19 protein-coding genes are annotated in these 21780 nt (G+C 57.9%); 15 read left to right on the top strand and 4 right to left on the bottom strand.

Features of this window, described 5'->3' with window-relative positions; all coding sequences use genetic code 11:
- The first annotated feature begins 157 nt into the window (after positions 1 to 157).
- From ACESYO_RS00975 to ACESYO_RS01025, 11 genes are all read left to right on the top strand, one after another.
- Positions 158 to 2140, top strand: coding sequence for a fructose-1,6-bisphosphatase (locus ACESYO_RS00975; protein WP_373209208.1), 1983 nt, complete (start codon positions 158 to 160; stop codon positions 2138 to 2140).
- Positions 2141 to 2173: 33 nt separating this feature from the next.
- Positions 2174 to 2962 carry a tyrosine-protein phosphatase gene (locus ACESYO_RS00980; protein WP_373209209.1) on the top strand — a complete coding sequence of 263 codons (789 nt, stop codon included), beginning with the start codon at positions 2174 to 2176 and terminating at the stop codon, positions 2960 to 2962.
- 62 nt (positions 2963 to 3024) lie between these two features.
- A complete protein-coding gene (gene deoD, locus ACESYO_RS00985) occupies positions 3025 to 3744 on the top strand; it encodes a purine-nucleoside phosphorylase (protein WP_317407080.1) in 720 nt (239 codons plus the stop codon).
- A 2-nt stretch (positions 3745 to 3746) separates the two neighbouring features.
- Positions 3747 to 4160: a cytidine deaminase gene (locus ACESYO_RS00990; protein WP_058966667.1), complete on the top strand. Its 414-nt coding sequence runs from the start codon at positions 3747 to 3749 to the stop codon at positions 4158 to 4160.
- A gap of 192 nt (positions 4161 to 4352) precedes the next feature.
- Positions 4353 to 5426 carry a BMP family lipoprotein gene (locus ACESYO_RS00995; RefSeq protein WP_187120514.1) on the top strand — a complete coding sequence of 358 codons (1074 nt, stop codon included), beginning with the start codon at positions 4353 to 4355 and terminating at the stop codon, positions 5424 to 5426.
- A gap of 278 nt (positions 5427 to 5704) precedes the next feature.
- Positions 5705 to 7246: a YjjI family glycine radical enzyme gene (locus ACESYO_RS01000; RefSeq protein ID WP_058966663.1), complete on the top strand. Its 1542-nt coding sequence runs from the start codon at positions 5705 to 5707 to the stop codon at positions 7244 to 7246.
- Positions 7247 to 7259: 13 nt separating this feature from the next.
- Positions 7260 to 8090 (top strand): YjjW family glycine radical enzyme activase, encoded by an 831-nt coding sequence (locus ACESYO_RS01005; protein WP_443983737.1) that lies wholly within the window; start codon positions 7260 to 7262, stop codon positions 8088 to 8090.
- Between the two features lie 205 nt (positions 8091 to 8295).
- Positions 8296 to 9795, top strand: a complete 1500-nt coding sequence (locus ACESYO_RS01010; protein ID WP_058967221.1) for an ABC transporter ATP-binding protein — start codon at positions 8296 to 8298, stop codon at positions 9793 to 9795.
- Positions 9788 to 10852, top strand: coding sequence for an ABC transporter permease (locus ACESYO_RS01015; protein WP_058966659.1), 1065 nt, complete (start codon positions 9788 to 9790; stop codon positions 10850 to 10852). The genes ACESYO_RS01010 and ACESYO_RS01015 overlap by 8 nt, the downstream gene beginning before the upstream one ends.
- Positions 10853 to 10855: 3 nt before the next feature.
- Entirely contained in the window at positions 10856 to 11800 is a 945-nt protein-coding gene (locus ACESYO_RS01020) for an ABC transporter permease (protein WP_373209211.1), read from the top strand.
- Positions 11801 to 11818: 18 nt separating this feature from the next.
- On the top strand, positions 11819 to 13141 hold the full coding sequence (locus tag ACESYO_RS01025) for a pyrimidine-nucleoside phosphorylase (protein WP_373209212.1): 1323 nt from the start codon (positions 11819 to 11821) through the stop codon (positions 13139 to 13141).
- A 268-nt stretch (positions 13142 to 13409) separates the two neighbouring features.
- Here ACESYO_RS01025 and htpG read toward each other — a convergent pair whose 3' ends face one another.
- The 4 genes from htpG to ACESYO_RS01045 all read right to left on the bottom strand — a co-directional run bounded on the left by htpG (position 13410) and on the right by ACESYO_RS01045 (position 17341).
- Positions 13410 to 15332: a molecular chaperone HtpG gene (gene htpG, locus ACESYO_RS01030; protein WP_373209213.1), complete on the bottom strand. Its 1923-nt coding sequence runs from the start codon at positions 15330 to 15332 to the stop codon at positions 13410 to 13412.
- Positions 15333 to 15454: 122 nt separating this feature from the next.
- Entirely contained in the window at positions 15455 to 16111 is a 657-nt protein-coding gene (locus tag ACESYO_RS01035; protein ID WP_058966651.1) for an ABC-2 transporter permease, read from the bottom strand.
- Positions 16108 to 16962, bottom strand: a complete 855-nt coding sequence (locus ACESYO_RS01040) for an ABC transporter ATP-binding protein (RefSeq protein ID WP_373209214.1) — start codon at positions 16960 to 16962, stop codon at positions 16108 to 16110. Before ACESYO_RS01040 ends, ACESYO_RS01035 begins: the two co-directional genes overlap by 4 nt.
- A gap of 4 nt (positions 16963 to 16966) precedes the next feature.
- Positions 16967 to 17341 (bottom strand): GntR family transcriptional regulator, encoded by a 375-nt coding sequence (locus tag ACESYO_RS01045; protein ID WP_283127867.1) that lies wholly within the window; start codon positions 17339 to 17341, stop codon positions 16967 to 16969.
- A gap of 528 nt (positions 17342 to 17869) precedes the next feature.
- On the opposite strand from ACESYO_RS01045, the gene ACESYO_RS01050 reads away from it, so the two are divergent.
- From ACESYO_RS01050 to ACESYO_RS01065, 4 genes are read left to right on the top strand one after another with little or no spacing between them, the layout of a single operon-like run.
- Entirely contained in the window at positions 17870 to 18373 is a 504-nt protein-coding gene (locus tag ACESYO_RS01050) for a response regulator transcription factor (RefSeq protein WP_373209233.1), read from the top strand.
- Positions 18370 to 19770 (top strand): sensor histidine kinase, encoded by a 1401-nt coding sequence (locus tag ACESYO_RS01055; RefSeq protein WP_373209215.1) that lies wholly within the window; start codon positions 18370 to 18372, stop codon positions 19768 to 19770. The genes ACESYO_RS01050 and ACESYO_RS01055 overlap by 4 nt, the downstream gene beginning before the upstream one ends.
- A complete protein-coding gene (locus ACESYO_RS01060; protein WP_373209216.1) occupies positions 19767 to 20516 on the top strand; it encodes a hypothetical protein in 750 nt (249 codons plus the stop codon). The genes ACESYO_RS01055 and ACESYO_RS01060 overlap by 4 nt, the downstream gene beginning before the upstream one ends.
- Positions 20513 to 21769 carry a hypothetical protein gene (locus ACESYO_RS01065; protein WP_373209217.1) on the top strand — a complete coding sequence of 419 codons (1257 nt, stop codon included), beginning with the start codon at positions 20513 to 20515 and terminating at the stop codon, positions 21767 to 21769. The genes ACESYO_RS01060 and ACESYO_RS01065 overlap by 4 nt, the downstream gene beginning before the upstream one ends.
- The last annotated feature ends 11 nt before the right edge of the window (positions 21770 to 21780 follow it).

Genomic DNA, 21780 nt, shown 5'->3' on the forward strand with positions numbered 1-21780 from the left:
TCGGCGGCTTTTTCTGGCTACAAGAGATCGGCGGCTTTTTCTGGCTGCATCCTACCATTTTGGTGTGTTTCATGCTATAATGATGATACTTATCGTCCACGTCAGGTGCAGTTTCAGCACGGCGGGATAAAACCATCATTGAAAGGAGGCGCTGCCAGTGCAGGATCCATCCGCCCGGGCGCGCAAAAATCTGAAATATCTCACACTGCTCGCCCGGGAATATCCGAACATTGCCGCCGCCAGCAGCGAAATTATCAATTTACAGGCCATTCTGAAACTGCCCAAGGGCACCGAGCATTTCATGAGCGATCTGCATGGTGAAGCCGAGGCATTTACCCATATCGTGAACAACGCATCCGGCGTCATCAAGGAAAAGGTGGACCGGGTGCTGGGCCCCGGGGTGCCGGAGCAGGAACGGGCGGAGTTCGCCACCCTGATCTATTACCCGGCCCAGAAACTGGATGAGCTGAAGGATCGCCAGACCGACCTGAACGCCTGGTACAGGCAGACTCTCTACCGGCTGATCGACGTGTGCCGGGTGGTTTCCTCCAAGCATACCCGGAGCTTTGTGCGCAAGCGGCTGCCCAAGAACTACGCCTATATTCTGGACGAGCTGCTCCACGCCCATTTTGAGGATCACGACAAGGAGTTTTACTACGGGCAGATTTTGTCCAGCATCATTGATGTGGGCCGGGCCGACGACTTTATCGAGGCCATGTGTGGGCTTATCAAGAATCTGGCGGTGTTCAAGCTGCACATCGTGGGCGACATCTTTGACCGGGGCCCCCGGCCGGATCAGATCATGGAGCAGCTGCTGAATCATCATTCGGTGGATATCCAGTGGGGCAACCATGACGTGGTCTGGATGGGTGCTGCTGCCGGCAGCCCCATCTGCATCGCCACCGTGCTGCGCACCAGTCTTGCCTACAACAATCTGGAAGCGCTGGAGGACGGTTACGGCATCAACCTGCGGCCGCTTGCTCTGTTTGCGGAAAGCGAGTACCGGGACTGCGATATGCACCATTTCTATCCCCGCACTGACGAAGCCCGGGGACCCTATCACCGCAGCGAGCTGATTCGCACCGCCCGGATGCACAAGGCCATTGCCATCATCATGTTCAAGCTGGAGTGCCAGGTCATCGACCGCAACCCGGATTTTGAGCTGGAAGGGCGGGACTTCCTGCGTCGCATCAACTACCGGGAGGGCACCGTGGAGGTGGAGGGCAAATGTTATCCTCTGCGGGATGACGATTTCCCCACCGTGAACCCGGCGGACCCGGCCCGGCTCACCCGCCAGGAGCAGGAGGTCATGGAAGCTCTCCAGCGCAGCTTCATGGAAAGCGAGCGCCTGCAGCGGCATGTGCGCTTTTTGTTCGCCAAGGGCGGTGTGTATCACATTGAAAACGGCAACCTGATGTTCCACGGTGCAGTGCCCCTGACCGAAAGTGGCAGCTTTGCGGTGGAAACCTTTGAGCAGCATGGCTATGCCGGCCGGGCGCTGATGGACTACTGCGACGAGCGGGCCCGGCGGGGGTATTTTGCCCCCGAAGGCAGCGCCGAGCGGCAGAGCGGCGAGGACTTCTTGTGGTACCTGTGGTGCGGCAAACTGTCGCCGCTGTATGGCCGCGATAAGATGACCACCTTCGAGCGCCTCTTCGTGGAGGATCCGGAAACCCATACGGAGACCAAGAATCCCTATTACCGGCATGTGAACGATTCCAAGATGGCACGTGCCATTCTGGCGGAGTTCGGGCTGGATCAGACCCACAGCCACATTGTAAACGGTCATGTACCGGTGCGGGCGGCCAAGGGCGAAACTCCGGTGAAGGGGGAGGGGCGCCTGATTGTAATCGATGGCGGCTTCTGCCGTGCTTACCACGAAAAAACCGGCATTGCCGGCTATACGCTGGTATACAACAGCCGGGGGATGTCGCTGCGGCAGCACCAGCCCTTTGAAAGTGCCGAAAAAGCCATTCGGGAGAATCTGGATATTGCCTCCACTGTGGAGGTGTTCGAGACCTGTGAAAAGCGCACTCTGGTGGGCGATACCGACAATGGTCAGCGCCTTGCTGCCGATGTGGAAGATCTGAAGCTGCTGGTGCAGGCCTACCAGATGGGTCTGGTCAAAGAAAAAACCTGACCGGTCCGGTCAGCTGCAGGAAAGGTGAATCTTATGGAATGGACTCCGGGCGAGCCGCTGCCCTTTGAAACGGCGGAAAATTTCCGTGAGCTGGGCGGCTGGCCTGCGGCGGACGGTCGCAGGGTAAAGCGCGGTTTGATCTGGCGCAGCGGTGCGCTGTGTCAGATCCGCACTCCGGCCGATCAGGCGCGGTTTGAACAGCTGGGAATCCGTGTGGTGAGTGATTTGCGCTCCGCGGTGGAGCGTGGCAGGGAACCTGATCCGGAGTTCCCCGGAGTGATCCGCCATGACATCGGAGCAATCCGAAACGCTGAGGGCGGGGAACAGCCCATCGACGCCAACGATTCGCTGCATCTGGATGCGCAGGGTCTGAAGGATCTGGCGCAGGAAATGATGGATATCTATTCCGCGCTGCCTTTCAATAACCCGGCCTACCGGGAAATTTTCCGGGAAATGCTGGATGGTCGGATGCCGCTGCTGTTCCACTGCTCCGCCGGCAAGGACCGCACCGGCGTTGCCGCGGCCCTGATTCTGCTGGCGCTGGGCGCGAGCAGGGAAACGGTAATGGAAGATTTTCTGGCCACCAATACCTGCCGCCCCGGTGCAGTGCAGGAATGCCTGGATGTTTACCGGCAGATGCTGGAACAGAACCCGGAGGTGCGCCCCATTCTGGAACTGGTCAGCGGGGTGCGGCCGGAGAGCATGCAGGCGGTATTCGATGCCATCGACCGGCGCTATGCCTGCATGGAGGATTTTTTTGCCGCCGAATATGGCATGGGGCCCGAGCAGCTGCAGCTGCTGCGGGACCGGTGCCTGGAATAAGGCCGGGGGTTCCCGGCCGCAAATAAAAAGCAACCAAATAGCAAAAGGAGAGTTGACACACTATGCCTACCCCTCACAACAAAGCCGAAATGGGCCAGATTGCAAAGACTGTTCTCATGCCCGGTGACCCTCTGCGTGCAAAATTCATTGCAGAGACTTTTTTGGAAAATCCGGTGCTGTTCAATGACGTGCGCGGTATGCTGGGCTTCACCGGCACCTATCAGGGCCGCCCTGTCAGCGTAATGGGCAGCGGTATGGGCATGCCCTCCATCGGCATCTATTCCTACGAGCTGTACAGCCAGTATGGTGTGGAGAACATCATCCGGATCGGCTCCGCCGGCTCTTACACCGACAAGGCCAAAATCTATGACGTGGTTCTGGCCACCGGTGCTTACTCCGAAAGCAGTTATGCCCGCACCCAGAATGGCTGTGAGGATGATACCCTGACCCCCAGCGCCGAGCTGTGTGATGCCCTGCGCGCCAGCGCGGCCAAGCTGGGCATTCCCATGGTGGAGGGCGTAATCCATTCCAGCGATGTTTTCTACCGCCACGATGACCGCACCAACCCCACCTACTGGGAGCGCCTGCGGGATGAAAAGGGCTGTGTAGCTGTGGAGATGGAGAGCTTTGCTCTGTTCCACAATGCCAATGTGCTGGGCAAGCGGGCTGCCTGCCTGCTCACCATTTCCGACAGCTTTGTGAGCAGCGAGGCCACCACTGCCGAGGAGCGCCAGCTCAGCTTCACCAACATGATGAAGATCGCGCTGGGCGCGGAGGTGTAAGGATGGAAAAGGCTGAACTGGCGCGTCTGGCCATCCAGGCGCGAGAGATGGCGTATACCCCTTACTCCCATTTCAACGTGGGCGCCGCACTTCTGGCAAAGGATGGCCGGGTGTTTACCGGCTGCAACATTGAAAATGCTGCCTACACTCCCTCCAACTGTGCGGAACGCACCGCCCTGTTCAAGGCAGTGAGCGAGGGCGCACGGGAGTTTTCCATGCTGGCTGTGGTGGGTGCGCCTGCCGGCCAGCAGCCGCCCTTCCCGGTGACCGGCCCCTGCGGGGTGTGCCGCCAGGCACTGAACGAGTTCTGCGAGCTGGAGATGCCTATTTTGCTGGTGACCGGCCCGGACAGCTGGACCGAGGTAACGCTGGGTGAGCTGCTGCCCTATAATTTCGGGCCGCGGGATCTGGCCTGAGCGGAGCAAACGGCAGTATAGTACGACTTATTTTGGTTAATGTTAACAAATTGTAATGCCATGTATTTGCAGTAACTGGTTGAAATTTGTCACTCTGGTGGCTATAATAAAATAGCTAATGGGGAAATTCCCCAGAAACCGATGCCTGCTTGCGGCGCGGTTATTCCACAACAGAAAAAAGGAGATTGAATCATGAAAAAACTGATCTCGATCGTACTGGCAGCAGCCATGGCCGTGTCCATGGTGGCCTGCGGCGGTGCTTCTTCCACTGCCACTTCCACCGGCGCTTCCTCCGGGGCTGCTTCCACTGCTGCTTCCGGCGAAGCGACCTCCGATAAGGAGATCTCCGTTGGTATGATCACTGACGTGGGCGGCGTAAACGACCGTTCCTTCAACCAGACTTCCTGGGAGGGTCTGCAGACTCTGGCCGAGGAGAACCCCAACATCAAGGTAAGCTACCTGGAGTCCAAGACCGACGCTGACTACAGCGCCAACATCGAGACCTACCTGAGCGAGGGTACCGACCTGATCATCTGTGTTGGCTACATGCTGGCTGAGGCCACCAAGGCTGCCGCCGAGGCCAACCCCGATCAGCTGTTCGCCATCATCGATGACGCTTCCATCGATCTGCCCAACGTTGCCTGCCTGATGTTCTCTCAGGCTGAGGCTTCCTACCTGGTGGGCATCGTGGCCGGCCTGGCTACCGAGACCAACACCGTTGGTTACGTTCAGGGCATGGTTTCCGATTCCATGAACCAGTTTGGCTGCGGCTTCATCGCCGGCGTTAAGTCCGTGAACCCCGAGGCCACTGTTCTGCAGTTCAACGCCAACAACTTCGGCGATCCCACCGGCGGTAACACCGCTGCTACCGATATGATCACCAAGGACGCTGACGTGGTATTCCACGCTGCCGGCGCTACCGGTAACGGTGTGATCGAGGCCTGCAAGGCCAACGGCGTATACGCCATCGGCGTGGACACCGACCAGGCTCCTCTGGCCCCCGAAACCGTGATCACTTCTGCCATGAAGCGCGTTGACATCGCTGCTCAGGACATCTCCCTGGCCGTTGCCAACGGCACCTTCACTCCCGGCGTGCACCTGTACAGCCTGGAGAACGGCGGTGTTGACCTGTCTCCCACCCGCGATCTGCTGACCGACGAGATGCTGACCGCTGTTGAGGATGCCAAGGCCAAGATCATTGCCGGCGAAGTTCAGGTTCCCTCCACTCCCGAAGAGCTGGGCGGCGATCTGTTCACCCTGAAGTAAGCATTATTCAGGCTTGTAAGAGCCGCGCCTCAAAATCGAGGCGCGGCTCTTTTTTTGGGAGCACACTGCGTGCGTTCTTTGCACTGAAAAAGGTGTAAAGTACTACTTTCGGTTTTTTGAACAAAAGCACTGGCTAATTTCAGTCTGTTTGGTAGGAAACACGTGATCGTTGTTGAAATAGGGCGGGCTTTTTGGTACAATAATACTGAAAAAAAGTTGGCTTTTTTGCCGACTCTGGATAAGCAATAAAGCTGAAACCAAGGGAGGGTATGCTCACTATGAGAAGCATTTCTATGGAGACCGTGGAGGCAAAGCGCGCCGAGATCCTGGCCACTCTGAAGGATCAGACCGCGACCCACGAGCAGAAAGTTACCTATCTGGCCCGTCATGCGGAAAATTTCCTGACCGTGCTGGATGAGCCGGAAGGTCTGGATGAGCTGATGCGCTGCGAACAGGAGGATCGCTGCATCTGCAATCTGTTTGAGGGCGATGCGCCCTATCGCCCCCGTTACATCTGCCCGGACTATCCGAAATTCATGAAAGAGGGCAGCGCGTTCCTGCAGCTGGATCCCCCGAAGGATCTGTTTGAGGCTTTGAACAACCTGCAGATTCTGTATCACAACGTTCCCAGCATCACCAACTACCCCGTATACATCGGTGATCTGGATCTGCTGCTGGAGCCCTTTGTGAAAGATCTTGACGACGAGACCGTGAAGAAGGCTCTGCGCCTGTTCCTCACCAGTGTGGACCGCACCATTCTGGACTCCTTCTGCCATGCCAACATCGGCCCCACCATGACTCGTACCGGCATGCTGCTGATGGAGGTGGAAGCGGAGCTGCAGAACGCCGTACCCAACCTGACCATGCGTGTCAGCAAGGACACCCCGGATGAGTTCGTGATGGCTGGCATCGAGTGCGCGCTGCGCTGCGCGAAGCCCAGCTTCGCCAACGATCGCATGTTCCGCAGCGAGCTGGGCGATGATTACTGCATCGCCAGCTGCTACAACGGCCTGTACAAGGGCGGCGGATCCTACACCCTGTGCCGGCTGCTGCTGGCCGGCATTGCCAAGCGCAGCAAGAACATTCAGGATTTCAAGGAAAATCAGCTTCCCCATGTAATGGACGTGATGGCCCGTTACATGGATGCCCGCGTTCGCTTCCTGGTAGAGGAGAGCGGTTTCTTCGAGAGCAATTTCCTGGCTCTGGAAGGTCTGATCCGCCGCGATCGTTTCAGCGCCATGTTCGGCCTGGTTGGTATGGCCGAGTGCGTCAACGACCTGCTGGCCAAGGAAGGCATCGAAGGCCGCTTCGGCCACAGCGAGGCTGCGGACAAGCTGGGTGTGGAGATTATGGAGCAGATCAATGCCTTCTGCAACGCGCATCCCGCCCCCTACTGCGAGGCCACCGGTGGCCACTACCTGCTGCATGCGCAGGTGGGTATGGATTACGATAAGAACAGCACCCCCGGCACCCGTATCCCTGTTGGCGAGGAGCCTGCCGAGCTGATCGACCACCTGAAGAACATCAACCTGTTCCACAAGTACTTCATCTCCGGCGCCGGCGATATCTTCCCGGTGGATCTGACCGTGCACAAGAACCACAAGTTCCTGCTGGATGTGATCCGCGGTTCCTTCGATCTGGAGATCCGTTACCTGAGCTTCTACGGCAGCGACAGCGACGTGATCCGTGTGACCGGCTATCTGGCCAAGCGTTCCGAGATCGAAAAGCTCGCCGAGGGTCATAACGTGCTGCTGAACACCACCGGCCTGGCCCTTGGTGCCACCCGCAACTGCCACGCTCAGGATCGTCGGGTGCGCTGATATGAAGGCGCTGGTGAATAAGATCATCCCGTTCAGTTCGGTGGACGGGCCGGGCAACCGAACCGCGATCTTTCTTCAGGGATGTAACTTCAACTGTCTTTACTGCCACAACCCGGAGACCATCAACCAGTGCGTGAATTGCGGTCAGTGCGTGAAGGTGTGCCCGGTGGGCGCGCTTTCCATGCAGGACGGCAAGGTCTGCTATGACTACACCAAGTGCGTATTCTGCGATGCCTGCTTCAAGCAGTGCCCCAACAGCTCCTCACCCCGGGTTCGTTCCATGACCCCGGAGGAAGTTATGGTGGAGGTTCGCAAAAACGTGCCCTTCATCCGAGGAATCACGGTGTCCGGCGGGGAATGTACCCGCTGGAGGGATTTTCTGGTGGAACTGCTGGGCATCGCCAGGGCTGAGGGGCTGTCCACTTTGCTGGACAGCAACGGCAGCTATGATTTTTCTCAGGATCCGGAACTTCTGGCCGTGACCGATGGCGTGATGCTGGACATCAAGGCCTGGACCAGCGAGGATCACAAGGCCGTCACCGGGGTGGACAACACCCAGGTGCGGGCCAATCTGGAATTCCTGACCCGAGCCGGCAAGCTGGAAGAGCTGCGTACCGTGGTGGTTCCCGGCCTCTTTGATGCCGAGACTGCGGTGCGTGAGGCATCTGCCGTTGCTGCCCCCTGGCAGGACAAACATCCCATGCGGTACAAGATTATCTGCTACCGCCCCATGGGCGTGCGGGAGAGCGAAAAAGAGCGCCTGCAGCAGCCCACAACGGAATACCTGCAGCAGCTGGCCGACCTGGCCCGCGCACAGGGCATCCGCGATGTGGTGATCACCTGATCGCCACTGTATTCCTGAAAAACAGGGAAGTGCACAGGCGCTTCCCGGAACCGATGGGTATTGCCCGCAGACCGGGCAGCGCCTGCCGGATATGAAACCGCTTTGCACCCCGCACGCAGGCCGATGACGCGGGTGGGGCGCAGGGTGAAAAGGAGGCTTATTTTTGGACAATCCACATCTGGACCTGAACACTGTCGTGGTGGACATGCGGAACATCACCAAAAAATTCGGTGACTTTACCGCCAACGACGGCATCCAACTCACCGTGCACAAGGGTGAGATCCACGCCATTCTGGGCGAGAACGGCGCCGGCAAAAGCACGCTGATGAATCAGCTGTACGGCATGTATCCGCCCACCTCGGGTGAAATTTATATCAAGGGGCAGAAGATCCACATGGACAGCCCCAAAAAGGCGATCAGCGCCGGCATCGGCATGGTGCACCAGCACTTCATGCTGGTGCAGCCTTTTACCGTTACGCAGAACATCGTATTGGGCATGGAGCCTCAGAAGGGCATCATGCTGGACATGGCCACTGCGCGCAAAAACGTGGAAGCCATCTCCAAGAAATACGGCCTGGCGGTGGACCCCGACGCGAAGATCGAGGATATTTCCGTGGGTATGCAGCAGCGCGTGGAAATTCTGAAAGCGCTGTACCGCGGCGCGGAGATCCTGATTCTGGACGAGCCCACTGCTTCGCTGACCCCCCAGGAGATCAGCGAGCTGATCGACATTATGCACAGCCTCACGGCGGACGGCAAGAGCATCATTCTCATCACCCACAAGCTGAAGGAAATCAAGGCTTCGGCGGATTACTGCACCATCATTCGTATGGGCAAGTACATCGACACCGTGGATGTGAGCAAGGTGAGCGAGGATGATCTGGCCAGCATGATGGTGGGTCGCAACGTGAACTTCAAGGTGGACAAGCAGGAGCAGGAGCCCGGCGACGTGGTTCTGGACGTGAAGGATCTGCACGCAGTGGACTACCGTGGTGTGGAGATTTTGCGTGGTCTGAACTTGCAGGTGCGCAAGGGCCAGATTCTGGGCCTTGCCGGCATCGACGGCAACGGCCAGACCGAACTGGTGGAGTGCATCACCGGTCTGCGCAAGGCCACCAAGGGCGCCATCACCGTGAATGGTACCGACGTATTCAACAAACCGCCCCGTTACGGTTTTGAGCACGGGGTGTCCAGCATTCCGGCGGACCGTCAGAAGCACGGTCTGGTGCTGGAGTTCAGCGTGGCCGACAACATGGTCCTGCAGAACTTTGCCGAGGACAAATATTCCAGCCACGGCATCCGCAATATGGACGCCGTGAACAGCTTCACCCAGGAAGCCATCGAAAAGTTTGACATTCGCCCCCGCGACTGTCTGAATAAGCCCGCGGGCACTCTGTCCGGCGGCAACCAGCAGAAGGTCATCATCGCCCGCGAGGTCACCAACAACAAGGACCTGCTGATCGCGGTGAACCCCACCCGCGGTCTGGACGTGGGCGCCATCGAGTATGTGCACAAATATATCGTGGAGCAGCGTAACAAGGGAAAGGCCGTGCTGCTGGTGTCCTTTGAGCTGGACGAGATCATCAGCCTTTCAGACGAGATCGACGTGATCTTTGACGGGCGGATCAACGGCAGTCTGCCCGGAAAAGATGCGGACGAAAATACCCTTGGCCTGTGGATGGCGGGAGGTAAGGCGGATGAATAAACTGGAAAAATTCCTGAACAGCAAGTTTCTGGTAACTCTGTTCTCGATCTTGCTGGGCTTTGTAGTGGGTGCGCTGTTCCTGCTGCCCATGGGCATCAGCCCCATTGAGGCCTATGCCAAGCTGTTCGATGGTGTGTTCGGCAGCGTGCGCAACATGGCATACAGTGTGGTGTATGCAACTCCGCTGATCTTTACCGGTCTGGCGGTGGCGTTCTCGTTCCGTACCGGCGTGTTCAACATCGGTGCTGAGGGTCAGTTCGTCATGGGCTCCATGGCTGCCTGCGTGGTGGGTATCCTGGTGCCGGCACCTTCCATCATTCTGGTTCCGCTGTGCTTCCTGGCTGCTTTGGCCGTGGGCGCACTGTGGGGTCTGATCGTGGCGTTCCTGAAGGTTAAGTGGGGCATCAACGAGGTGCTCAGCATGATCATGTTCAACTGGATTGCCTTCTACCTGTCCAACTATATTGCGGATCTGCCCATGATCCACAATGAGGGCAATGCGGAGGCCACCAAGAACGTACAGGACGCTGCCCGCATCCTGTTCCCCCAGGCCTGGCTGGACGCTCTGTGCCCCGCTTCCAACTGGGGCATTCTGCTGGCTGTGCTGGCTGTGATTCTGATTTATGTGCTCATTGAAAAGACCACCCTGGGCTACCAGCTCAAGGCAGTGGGCTTTAACCGTTCGGCTGCGGAATACGGCGGCATCAGCGTGAACAAGTCCATCTACATTGCCATGGCAATCTCCGGTGCGCTGGCCGGCATGGGCGGCGCCATCCAGCTGCTGGGTATGGGTAGCCGTATCAGCATCTTTACTGCACAGGAGAGCTTCGGCTTCCAGGGCATCAGTGTTGCGCTGATCGGTGCTTCCAACCCCATCGGCGTATTCTTCGCCGGTCTGTTCTACGGTGCACTGAAGTATGGCGGCTCCAAGCTGAACCTGATCGGTGCTCCGTCCGAAGTGATCAACATCATCATGGGTACGGTTGTATTCTTCATCGCCATCTCCCATGTGTTCCGCTTTGTGAAAAAACGCAAGAGCAAGAAGGGGGAGGCATAAGCAATGGATCTGATCATCAACAACCTTGGCATCATTATTTACGCCACCCTGCTGTTCACCCCTCCGCTGCTGTTCGCGGCCATGGGTTCCTGCTTCTCTGAGCTGAGCGGCGTGGTGAACATCGGCATTGAGGGTATGATGACCATCGGCGCCTTTGTGGGCGCTGCTGCCGGCCATTATACCGGCAATCCCTGGCTGTCCTTTATCTGCGGCGGTCTGGCCGGTATGCTGTTTGGTGCGCTGCATGCACTGGCTACCGTAAAGCTGAACGCAGACCAGACCATTTCCGGTACTGCCATCAACTTCCTGGCACCCGGCGTTGCTGTGCTGATGGCCAAGGCGCTGTTCAACTCTTCCGATACGGCGCCTCTGGATTCCAGCAGCAAGATTCCCACCCTGTTTGCTGATACCTTTACCGGCGGCGGCGTGTGGAACAACTTCCTGAAGAACGTATTCTCCACCTATGCCACCACCTATCTGGTGTTCATTGTGCTGATCATCGTATGGTTTGTATTCTACAAGACCCGCTATGGTCTGCGCCTGCGTGCCTGTGGTGAGCATCCCGAGACCTGCGATACCCTGGGTATCAATGTAATCCGCATGCGGTTTTCTGCTGTGTGCATTTCCGGTTTCCTGGCTGGTCTGGGCGGCGCCTGCGTGACCATGGCCACCATGAACCAGTTCCGCCCCACCTCCATCGTGGGTCAGGGCTTCATTGCCATCGCGGCCGTTATCTTCGGTAAGTTCCGTCCGCAGGGTGCCATGATCGGCTGCCTGCTGTTCGGCATGTGCTCCGGTATCCGCGTGGTTGTGGGCAGCAATGCGATGGTTTCCGCGCAGCTGATCTCCATGATCCCCTATGTGGTCACTGTGATCGTGCTGATCCTGTTTGTTGGTAAGGCTCATGTGCCTTCCGCCAACGGCAAGCCCTATGTGAAAGCAAAATAACAAGGAGGCTGCGGCCCTATGCGTATGTTTGATATTATCGCGAAAAAGCGCGATGGCGGCGTGTTGAGCCGCGAAGAGCTGGAATTTGCGGTGATGGGCTTTGTGAACGGTCAGGTACCGGATTACCAGATGAGCGCCCTGCTTATGGCAATCTACCTGAAGGGTATGACCGAGAAGGAGACTGCCCAGCTTACCGACGTGATGGCCCACTCCGGCGATATGGTGGATCTTTCCTCCATTTCCGGCATCAAGGCCGACAAGCATTCCACCGGCGGCGTGGGCGACAAGACCACTCTGGTCATTGCGCCCATCGTGGCTGCCTGTGGCGTGAAGATTGCCAAGATGAGCGGCCGAGGTCTGGGTCACACCGGTGGTACGGTGGATAAGATGGAAGCCGTGCCCGGCACCCAGACCGCCGTGGATCGGGAGCGTTTCTTTGCGCAGGTGAACGAGATCGGCATCAGTGTGATCGGGCAGAGCGGCAATCTGGCCCCGGCGGACAAGAAAATGTACGCCCTGCGGGATGTGACTGCCACCATCGGCTGCGTTCCTCTGATTGCTTCCTCCATCATGAGCAAGAAGCTGGCCGCCGGGTCCGACTGTATCCTGCTGGATGTGAAAACCGGCAACGGTGCTTTCATGAAAACGCTGGACGACTCCATCGAGCTGGCCAAGGCCATGGTGAGCATCGGTCAGCACAACGGCCGCAAGGTGGCTGCCCTCATCACCGATATGGACACTCCGCTGGGCCATAACATCGGCAACAGTCTGGAGGTCATCGAGTCGGTGGAGGTTCTCAAGGGCCACGGCCCGGCAGATCTGACCGAGGTGTGCTATCAGCTGGCTGCCAATATGCTGTATCTGGCGGGCAAGGGCACGCTGGAAGAGTGCCGCCGTATGGCGGAGGAAGCTGTTGCCAGCGGTGCGGCTTACGAAAAGCTCAAGCAGATGTTTGCTGCACAGGGCGGCGATGTGTCTGTGCTGGACGATCCGGACAAGTTCCAGAAGGCGAAGTTCAGCCGTCCTCTGCTGGCCAGTGAAAGCGGTTATCTGGTGCGCATGAACACCGAGATGGTGGGCAACGCCAGCGTTGGTCTGGGTGCGGGGCGTATTACCAAGGAAGATGTAATCGACTTCGCGGCAGGCATTGTGCTGCACAAAAAGACCGGAGACAAGGTGGAAAAGGGCGAATGCCTGGCCACCCTGTATGCGGATCATGAGGAGAAGTTCGACGCAGCGGAAGAAATGTTCCGTGCGGCGCTCACCTTCGGCCCGGCTCCGGAGCCGGTTCCCGCGCTGGTCATGGCCCGTGTGACCGAGGAAGGCGTGGAGCGGTTCTGACGTTTCCTGTGTGTTCGAAACAAAAGCAACAAACAAGGCCCGGCGGGTTTTCCGCCGGGCCTTGTCTTTTGAAACTGGAGTACTTGCTGATGCAAAGCCATATCAGAAATCCGATGCCGTGAAAAGCAGCAGGGGAGCCTCACGGTATGAGCGCGTGCTTTCATAAAAACAAAAATAAGAGCTGCCCGGCCTTTGCCAGCAAACGCTGGCGGGCCGGGCGGCTCTTTATCTTTTTGCCTGTTTTGGGGGATAGGAGGACAGAGAGCGCTTATTTCAGCAGCTCGCACACTGCCTGTGCGTAAGCCACGGGATCCTCGATGGGCATGCCCTCAATGAGCAGCGCCTGATTGTACAGGATGTTCGCATACTTGCCCAGCTTTTCGGTCTCGCCGTCTGCCTGAAGCTTCTTCAGAGTCTCAAATACCGGGTGAGAAGCATTCAGCTCCAGAACCTTTTCGCTCTTGGGGGCGGGCATGTCGCCGCTGTTGGGCATGGAGCTCAGCACCTTTTCCATCTCCAGGCTCAGGGGGCCTTCGCTGGCGATGCAAACGGGATGGCTCTTCAAACGGGTGGACAGGCGCACAGCAGTCACCTTGCCGTCCAGAGCGGTTTTCATGGCCTCGAACAGGTCCTTGTTTGCCTCGCTGGCTTCTTCGGCGGCCTTCTTTTCCTCTTCGGATTCCAGACCCAGATCGCCGCTGGAAATGTTCTTGAATTCCTTCTCCTTGTCCTTCTCGCCGTAGTGGCGCAGCACCTGCAGGCAGAATTCATCCACATCCTCGGTGAGCAGCAGCAGGTCGTAGCCCTTGTCCAGCACCAGCTCGGCGGCGGGCAGTTTGGCCAGGCGCTCGGTGGAATCACCGGCAGCGTAGTAGATGTACTTCTGATCCTCGGGCATCTTATCCACGTATTCCTGCAGGCTGATCAGCTTGTTTTCCTTGGCGCTGTGGAACAGCAGCAGATCCTTCAGCAGGTCGCTGTTGGCACCGTAACTCTCGTAGCAGCCGAATTTCAGCTGGCGGCCGAAGCTCTTGAAGAACTCGTCGTATTTCTCACGGTCGTTGTTCTTCATGGCGTTCAGTTCGTTCTTGATCTTCTTTTCCAGGCTGTTGCGGATCAGCTTGAGCTGGCCGTCCTTCTGCAGCATCTCACGGCTGATGTTCAGGCTCAGGTCCTGGCTGTCCACAATGCCCTTCACGAAGCTGAAATGATCGGGCAGAAGGTCGGCGCACTTGTCCATGATCAGCACGCCGGAAGCATACAGCTGCAGGCCCTTTTCGTAGTCGCGGCTGTAATAGTTGAAGGGGGCATGGCCGGGGATGAAGAGCAGAGCATTGTAGGTGGCGGTGCCCTCGGTGCGGCTCACAATTACCCGGGCAGGATCGGTGAAGTCGTAGAACTTATCCTTGTAGAACTGATTATATTCCTCGTCGGTTACGTCACTCTTGCTGCGCTTCCACAGGGGAACCATGCTGTTCAGGGTCTCCAGCTCAGTGTAGGTCTCGTACTCGGTCTTGTAATCCTCACCGGCGTCGGCGGGGCGCTCCTTAGCACGGGTCTTTTCACGCTCCATGCGGATGGGGTAGCGCACATAGTCGCTGTACTTCTTCACGATGTGCACCAGATTGTACTCGTCCAGGAACTCATCGTAGTTCTCGTTCTCGGCGTTTTCCTTGATCACCATGATGATCTTGGTGCCCACGTCCTCTTTGTCAGCCTCGGTGATGGTGTAACCCTCAGCACCGGTGCTCTCCCACTGCCAGGCAGTGTCGCTGCCGAAGGCGCGGCTGATCACGGTGACGCGGCTGGCAACCATGAAGGCGGAGTAGAAGCCCACGCCGAACTGACCGATGATGTCGATGTCCTCGGCTTTGTTGTCCTTCTTGAAGTCCAAGCTGCCGCTGCGGGCGATGGTGCCCAGGTTCTCTTCCAGCTCTTCCCTGGTCATGCCGATGCCGTTATCGGTCAGAGTCAGGGTGCGGTTTTCCTTGTCCAGCTCCAGCAGGATCTGATAATCCTCCTTTTTGGTGGTGACGCTGTGGTCGGTCAGGCTCTTGAAATAGAGCTTGTCGATGGCGTCACTGGCGTTGGAGATCAGCTCACGCAGGAAAATTTCCTTGTTGGAATAGATGGAATGGATCATCATGTCCAGCAGCTTTTTGCTTTCGGCCTTAAATTCTTTTACAGCCATGATTGAACGCTCCCTTTTATGAAAAAGTATTGTAAAACAAAAAAGATTAGCACTCGTTATGTTTGAGTGCTAATCTAATATACACCTTTTTGAAGAAAACTGCAAGAGGGTTCACAAAAAGTTTAAAACTCCTTGCGGCTGTAAATGCGGGTGGCGATGGCCCAGCAGAGCAGATACACCAGAATGCAGCACACCGGCATCACCACAGCCCAGCCCCAAATGGCCAGATCCCCCAGAAACAGCGTTTGCAGCAGACCGGGCAGGGCAAAGCTTTGCAAAAGATCCAGCTTGCCCAGCGCGAACAGACAGCCGAACACCGCCGCAGCGGCCAGCAGCACCGCAGTGCGGGCTTTCTCCACGCCATATTTATAGGAAAGCACCAGAGAAACGCCGAAGTAGGCAAGGCAGACAAAGGATACCGCAAACAGGCTCAGCAGGTTTTCCAGAAAAGGAGTACCCTTCAGCAGAGTCAGCAGACCGCACAGCAGGGTGCCGATTACAAAGCTGATGAGCAGCGCCAGGGTGATGAGGATAAACTTTGCGCCTACGATCTGCCGCTTGCTCACCGGCAGGCTGGCAGCGTACAGATCCCATTTGGAATAATTGTCGATGGTCAGTCCGCTCAGAATATAGAAGCCGGAGATCCAGGCAAAGAAGAACACCATAAAGGTGAGATCCATCGCCAGAGCCATGACGCTGTAAAGCACCAGAACAAGGGCCAGATTTTTATGGTAAGCGTGCCAGAGAATGAAGAAGTCTTTTTTCAGCAGGCCGATCATTGTGCATCCCTCCCGGTATAAAACTGCATGATGTCCTCGATGCTGGCCCGGTCAATTACCGCGTCCGGCAGCGCCCGGCGGGCGGCCGCTGCATCGCTGACCAGCGTTTCGCAGGTAAAGCCGGTTTTGCGTGTGGCGACTTTAAGCCGATTGTCCAGTACTTCCAGCTGTTCCGGGCTGCACCGCAGAACGCCGTACTTTTCCAGCAGCTCGTCCCGGTCCATCTGGAACAGCAGTCGCCCCTTGCGCAGGTAGGCGATGGAATCCGCCACCTTTTCCAGATCGCTGGTGATGTGGCTGCTCATCAGAACGCTGTGGCTTTCGTCCTGAATGTAGTCCCGCAGGTAGTCCAGCACCTCGCCGCGCACCACCGGATCCAGGCCGCTGGTGGCTTCGTCCAGAATCAGCAGCTTGGGTTTATGCGCCAGAGCGGTGGCCAGCCGGAACTTCATCCGCATGCCCTTGCTCATATCCTTGATGAGCTTTTTCTCGGGCAGCTGGTAGACCTCCAGCAGCCGGGCGAATTCGGCGCTGTCCCAGCCGGGCTGCAAACTCTTCATAATGCTGTTTACCTGCCGTGGGGTGAGGGTCTCGTAAAAGAAGGAATCTTCCATCACCACGCCGATCTGGGATTTGTCCAGTCGGTCGGGGTCGGTGCAGCCCAGCACCTCAATGCTGCCCCCGTCGGTGCGGATGGCTCCGAAAATGGCCTTCAGCGTGGTGGTTTTACCCGCACCGTTTTCGCCCACAAAGCCCACGATGGTGCCGGTGGGCACGGTCAGGTCCAGATTTTCCAGCGAAAAATCCTCGTAATGCTTGCACAAGCCGCGGATGCAGATCGCGTTTTCCATAGGATCAGTCTCCTTCCAACAACAAATTCAATGTTGCCAGCACCTCCGCCTTGCTGATGCCCCCGGCCAGCGCGGTGTCCACCGCCTGTTGCAGGTATCCTTCCATCTTTTTCAGGGTCTCCTCCCGGTGCAGCTCCATATTCTGGGGTGCAACGAAGCAGCCCTTGCCGGGCACTGTGTTGATGAACCCGGCCTTTTCCAGATCCTCATAGGCTCGTTTGGTGGTAATCACGCTGATGCGCAGCTCCTTGGCCAGCAGCCGGATGCTGGGCAGCGCGTCGCCTTCCTTGAGCCGGCCGTCGAAGATGGCGGCGCGGATCTGGTCGGTGATCTGGGCATAGATTGGCTTTGGGCTGGAATTGCTGATGTAGATCTCCATCAGTATTCCTCGCTTTCCCTTTGGGCAACACCGTACCATTCAAGCCTGGTGGCTCAGGCGGCGTATCACGCCAAAATTTTCCGTGATATTTTCCAAAAATGCTCGCCAATCCAGCCAAGGATTGCCTGCGCTTTTTGGTTCATCTCACGAAAAATTTTCCGGCGCGCTCCACCACCTGGAATGATGCGGTGCTGCCCTTTGATTTTGCCAGACTGTACATATCTGACATATACAGTATATACGCGTATATACACGGTTGTCAAGGCTTGAAAAGAAAAATCTGAAAAAACGCCAAAACAACCCGGTTGGATAAGAACATGATACAATTTGGATACGAACCCCGGATATCATCAAATCACAGGGCGGATATCCGCACTGGAACAGAGAAAAGAGGAACCCCAATGAATCCCATTTTGATTGTTGACGATGAACGCCCCATTGCCGAGCTGATCGAGCTGACCCTGTTGGGATGGCGATACCGCAGCGGATAAAATCGAGGTCGGCCACTATGATCTGATTCTGCTGGATATCATGCTGCCGGGCGTCAGCGGCTATGAGCTGATGGAATATATTCAGCCCACCGGAACGCCGGTGATCTTTCTGACCGCCAAGGGCATGCTGGCGGACCGGGTGCGGGGCCTGCGTATGGGGGCGGATGATTACATGGTAAAACCCTTCGAGCCGCTGGAGCTGCTGGCCCGGGTGGAAAGCGTGCTGCGCCGGGCGGGCCGGGGCAGTGGGCTGTTGCGGGCCTTCGACGTGGTGGTGGACCCGACAGCCCGCCGGGTAGAAAAGAACGGCGTGCCGGTAGCCCTCACGCCCCGGGAGTTTGATCTGCTGGTGCTGCTTTTGCGCAATCAGGGCATTGCCCTCTACCGTGATGTGATGTACGAGCGGGTGTGGGGCGGCGAGGAGGAAGCGGGCAGCCGCACGCTGGATTTGCACATCCAGCGGCTTCGAAAGAAACTGGGACTGGCGGATCAAATCAAAACCGTTTATAAGGTAGGTTATTTACTGGAGGTGGAAACGTGAAACTGGCAGCCAAACTGACATTTGCCATCCTGCTGCTGTTGGCGCTGCTGCTGAATCTGGGGGCGGCCTGGCTGATCAGCAGCGGATTTTCCGCCCAGCTGCAGGCGGCGGCGCAGCAGAACGCAGCCGCACATCGGGCGGAGTGCTATCAGCTGCAAAAAGAAATGATCGATACCCCGGAGCTGGAGACTCAGCCCGCTCTGGTGACCCGATACGGGCAGCAGCGTACCGCGCAGGCGGGGGAGGGGCTGGCTATCCTCAGCGAAGACGGCGCTTTCCTCTATTCCGGCACCGGAATGAAAAACGGCTGGCAGCCGGTGCTGCGGTCGGTGGACGCCGGGGCGGACAGCATGACCTACGCCAAAGAAGGAACAAACGTCTGGCAGCTGTTCGCCAGCCCGGTGCAGTGGCAGGGGCGAACCCTGTGGCTGGTGAGCAGCTGCGATGTGAGCGAGGTGTTCCAGCTGCGAAACCAGCAGCTGGTCGGGTTTGTTCGATTGGAACTGATCGCCTTCGTCGGGGTGACGCTGGCAATATGGGCGGTGAGCCGCCGCCTCACCCGGCCGCTGAAAACGCTGGAAGAGACCAGCAAGGCCATTGCCGCAGGGGCATACGACCGGCGTACCGGTATGACCGGAACCGATGAGGTAGCGGGCCTTGCCGCCAGCTTTGACGCCATGGCCGAGGCGGTGGAGCAACGGGCACAGCAGCTGGATCTGGCGGTGCGCCAGCGGGAGGATTTTGTGAGTGCCTTCACCCATGAGCTGAAAACCCCCATGACCAGCATGCTGGGCTATGCGGATCTGCTGCGCAGTGCTGAGGTGAAACCGGAGGTACGCCAGCGGGCGGCGAATTACATTTACCACGAGACAAAGCGGCTGGAAGCCCTGAGCGCCAAGCTGATGACCTTCATGGCGCTGGACCCGGAGCATAAAACGCTGGAGCTGCGCCCGGTTTCGCTGGCGGTGCTGGCGGAAAAGACTGCCCGTACTTTGCCTGAAACCTGCCCGGTGCAGCTGTGTTGGCAGGGCTTTGAAACAGGCTGTGTTCTGGGGGACGAGGAACTGCTCACCGCCCTGCTGGAAAACCTGATCAGCAATGGCGTGCGGGCCGAACCGAAGGACGGACTGGTGCACATTAGCGCCTGTGCAAACAGCGGACAGGTGGAGATCACGGTGCGCGACCGGGGCCGGGGCATCCCGCAAACGGAGCTGGAACGCATCACCGAGCCCTTTTATATGGTGGATAAATCCCGCGCCCGGGCTCAGAATGGCAGCGGTTTCGGGCTTGCGCTCTGTGACCGCATTGCCCGGCTGCACGGCACACAGCTGGAATTTGAGAGCCAGCCCGGTGAAGGCACCGCAGTGCGATTTACAATAAAGGAGGCGGGGGAATGAAACGAAAAGAGCAAATCAAAACGGGTCTTTTCTGTGTCGGTGTATTGCTGCTGGTGCTGGCCTGTATGGCGCTGCCCTCTGTCTTCTGTGCCATGCAGCAGGGAAGGCTGCTGCAAACCAGTCATTCCCGCCCGGCGGAGGAGAATGCTCTTTCCCGGCAGGGGCAGGAGAATGCGCTGGCGAAGCTGCTGTATGACCGGCAGTTCCTGGCGGGCACAACGCCGGAGTGGGATTCCACCGGCTGGCAGATGTTGGAGCAAACCGAAGAAGAGCAGGCGAATTCGATTGGCGCGGCACTGGAACATCTGCGGCAGGAAGGCCTGCTGAACGAAACACAAACCTCGGCAGCGTACGGGCTGCTTGAAACCGAACAGCCCGATGCCCGCAAAACCGCACTGCGGGATGCGGCAGGCTTCGTGCGCTATGAGTGGAGCACACAGACCGAAAGCCTTTTGATGGAGCTTGGCCCCGGTGAAGAAGTGGTGCGTCTGCGGTGGAACGGCGGCAGCGGACAGCTGCGAGCGGCTGAGCTGTTGGAGACATACAAATGCTTTTTGAACGTGACAGAATTTACCGACTGGCAGGACCTTTCCAGTGAGGATGGCCATCTTGCTGCTGCCTATTCCCCTGCGGCGCAGCTGTATGTGTACGCGTCGGACAGGGGCGGCACAGAGCTTGGCGCAGAGCATAAAACGCCGGAGCAGGTGGCCGCGGCAATGAGTGGAGAAAAGGAGAGAACGGCATGAACAGAAAAATAAGAGCGGCTGCGCTGGCGCTGAGCCTTCTGCTGCTGGCAGGCTGCAGCACGCAGCCTGCTCAAAGCGAAGTGTCCACGGAAGCGACCGTGCAGCCCACCGTAACGGGCGCTTTATACCAGACTGGCGGAAGCAGAGGTGTGGACTGGAGTATCAAGGGCGAGACTGCCTTCACCGTAACCCGCAATGAGCAGGGAGCTTTTCTGCAGGCCATCGATCTGACCGATGGCAGTTGTGCGCCGCTCTGCTCGCAGAAAGGATGCACCCACAGCGGCGCGGATTGCCCGGCCTGGGTGAAGGAACAGGGCACGCTGCCCTATGTGAACTGCCTGGAAAACGGTGATCTGGTTTTATATTATCTGACCAGTGAGGAGACGGGCGGCAAAGCTGCCGTGGAATTGAGGGCAGCGGATGGCACCCTGATCCAGGCGCCTGCAGCCTTGCCGGAGGAAGGGCAGGGCTGGTCTCCTTCCGGATTTTACAGCGACGGCAAAGATTTATATGTGGTGCGGGAGGATCGGTGGTATCAGTCCGGCTGGCTGCCTTTGTATCGGCTGTACCGCATTCATACGCAGGCGGGCGATGCTTTCGGAACCATGGAGGAAACAGCAAGCTGGCAGCTGGAAAACACCTCGATCCTCACCGGGCAGACTGCCGGCAGCGGATTGCTGGTTTGCCAGCTGGCCGACGACGGGCAGATTCTCAGCGAACTGCTGTGGAATGGGGAAATACGTACTATCCGCCAGGCGCAGCCCCAGCAGGTATTCTGGACAGCCCAGTATTCCGGCAGCCTGGAACCGGAGCCTGCCATCTGTTTGTACGATAGTATGAGCGGCCAGCTGGAACGGCTGGACCCTGCCACCGGCGAGAGTGTGCAGACTGCTGCGCTGGAACCGGGCCTTTCGCTGGTGGGAACACCATTCTGGCTGGAAGATACATTATATGTGGGGATGTTACGGGAAGGCGGAGCAGAACAGGCGTTTGCTATCCATAAGGATGGAGCCGTGGAGCCGATCACACGCCAGACCAGTCGAAACGGTGCAATCTGCCCGGCGGTTCCGTCGGCTGTGATTGACGGCATGCTGCTGGTGCAGCTGAGTGAAACCATGGTGGAAACCGGTTACCGGGATAAGGATGGAAAACTGGTTTCCGGTCAGACCAGCGAATTCCGCTACGGCCTGTTCACGCCGGAGCAGTATATGGCAAACGATGCGGAATGTCTGCCCATTCAAGGGGCGTTTTAAGGAGTGAGCAA

This window comes from Allofournierella massiliensis, from assembly GCF_964241245.1.
In the GTDB taxonomy this organism is placed as follows: domain Bacteria; phylum Bacillota; class Clostridia; order Oscillospirales; family Ruminococcaceae; genus Allofournierella; species Allofournierella massiliensis.

What these genes read in the sequence shown, in the direction of transcription:
- ACESYO_RS00980 (WP_373209209.1), top strand. Translation starts at nt 2,174, where the DNA reads ATGGAATGGACTCCGGGCGAGCCGCTGCCCTTTGAAACGGCGGAAAAT.
- deoD (WP_317407080.1), top strand. Translation starts at nt 3,025, where the DNA reads ATGCCTACCCCTCACAACAAAGCCGAAATGGGCCAGATTGCAAAGACT.
- ACESYO_RS00990 (WP_058966667.1), top strand. Translation starts at nt 3,747, where the DNA reads ATGGAAAAGGCTGAACTGGCGCGTCTGGCCATCCAGGCGCGAGAGATG.
- ACESYO_RS00995 (WP_187120514.1), top strand. Translation starts at nt 4,353, where the DNA reads ATGAAAAAACTGATCTCGATCGTACTGGCAGCAGCCATGGCCGTGTCC.
- ACESYO_RS01000 (WP_058966663.1), top strand. Translation starts at nt 5,705, where the DNA reads ATGAGAAGCATTTCTATGGAGACCGTGGAGGCAAAGCGCGCCGAGATC.
- ACESYO_RS01010 (WP_058967221.1), top strand. Translation starts at nt 8,296, where the DNA reads ATGCGGAACATCACCAAAAAATTCGGTGACTTTACCGCCAACGACGGC.
- ACESYO_RS01015 (WP_058966659.1), top strand. Translation starts at nt 9,788, where the DNA reads ATGAATAAACTGGAAAAATTCCTGAACAGCAAGTTTCTGGTAACTCTG.
- ACESYO_RS01020 (WP_373209211.1), top strand. Translation starts at nt 10,856, where the DNA reads ATGGATCTGATCATCAACAACCTTGGCATCATTATTTACGCCACCCTG.
- ACESYO_RS01025 (WP_373209212.1), top strand. Translation starts at nt 11,819, where the DNA reads ATGCGTATGTTTGATATTATCGCGAAAAAGCGCGATGGCGGCGTGTTG.
- htpG (WP_373209213.1), bottom strand. Translation starts at nt 15,332, where the DNA reads ATGGCTGTAAAAGAATTTAAGGCCGAAAGCAAAAAGCTGCTGGACATG.
- ACESYO_RS01035 (WP_058966651.1), bottom strand. Translation starts at nt 16,111, where the DNA reads ATGATCGGCCTGCTGAAAAAAGACTTCTTCATTCTCTGGCACGCTTAC.
- ACESYO_RS01040 (WP_373209214.1), bottom strand. Translation starts at nt 16,962, where the DNA reads ATGGAAAACGCGATCTGCATCCGCGGCTTGTGCAAGCATTACGAGGAT.
- ACESYO_RS01045 (WP_283127867.1), bottom strand. Translation starts at nt 17,341, where the DNA reads ATGGAGATCTACATCAGCAATTCCAGCCCAAAGCCAATCTATGCCCAG.
- ACESYO_RS01060 (WP_373209216.1), top strand. Translation starts at nt 19,767, where the DNA reads ATGAAACGAAAAGAGCAAATCAAAACGGGTCTTTTCTGTGTCGGTGTA.
- ACESYO_RS01065 (WP_373209217.1), top strand. Translation starts at nt 20,513, where the DNA reads ATGAACAGAAAAATAAGAGCGGCTGCGCTGGCGCTGAGCCTTCTGCTG.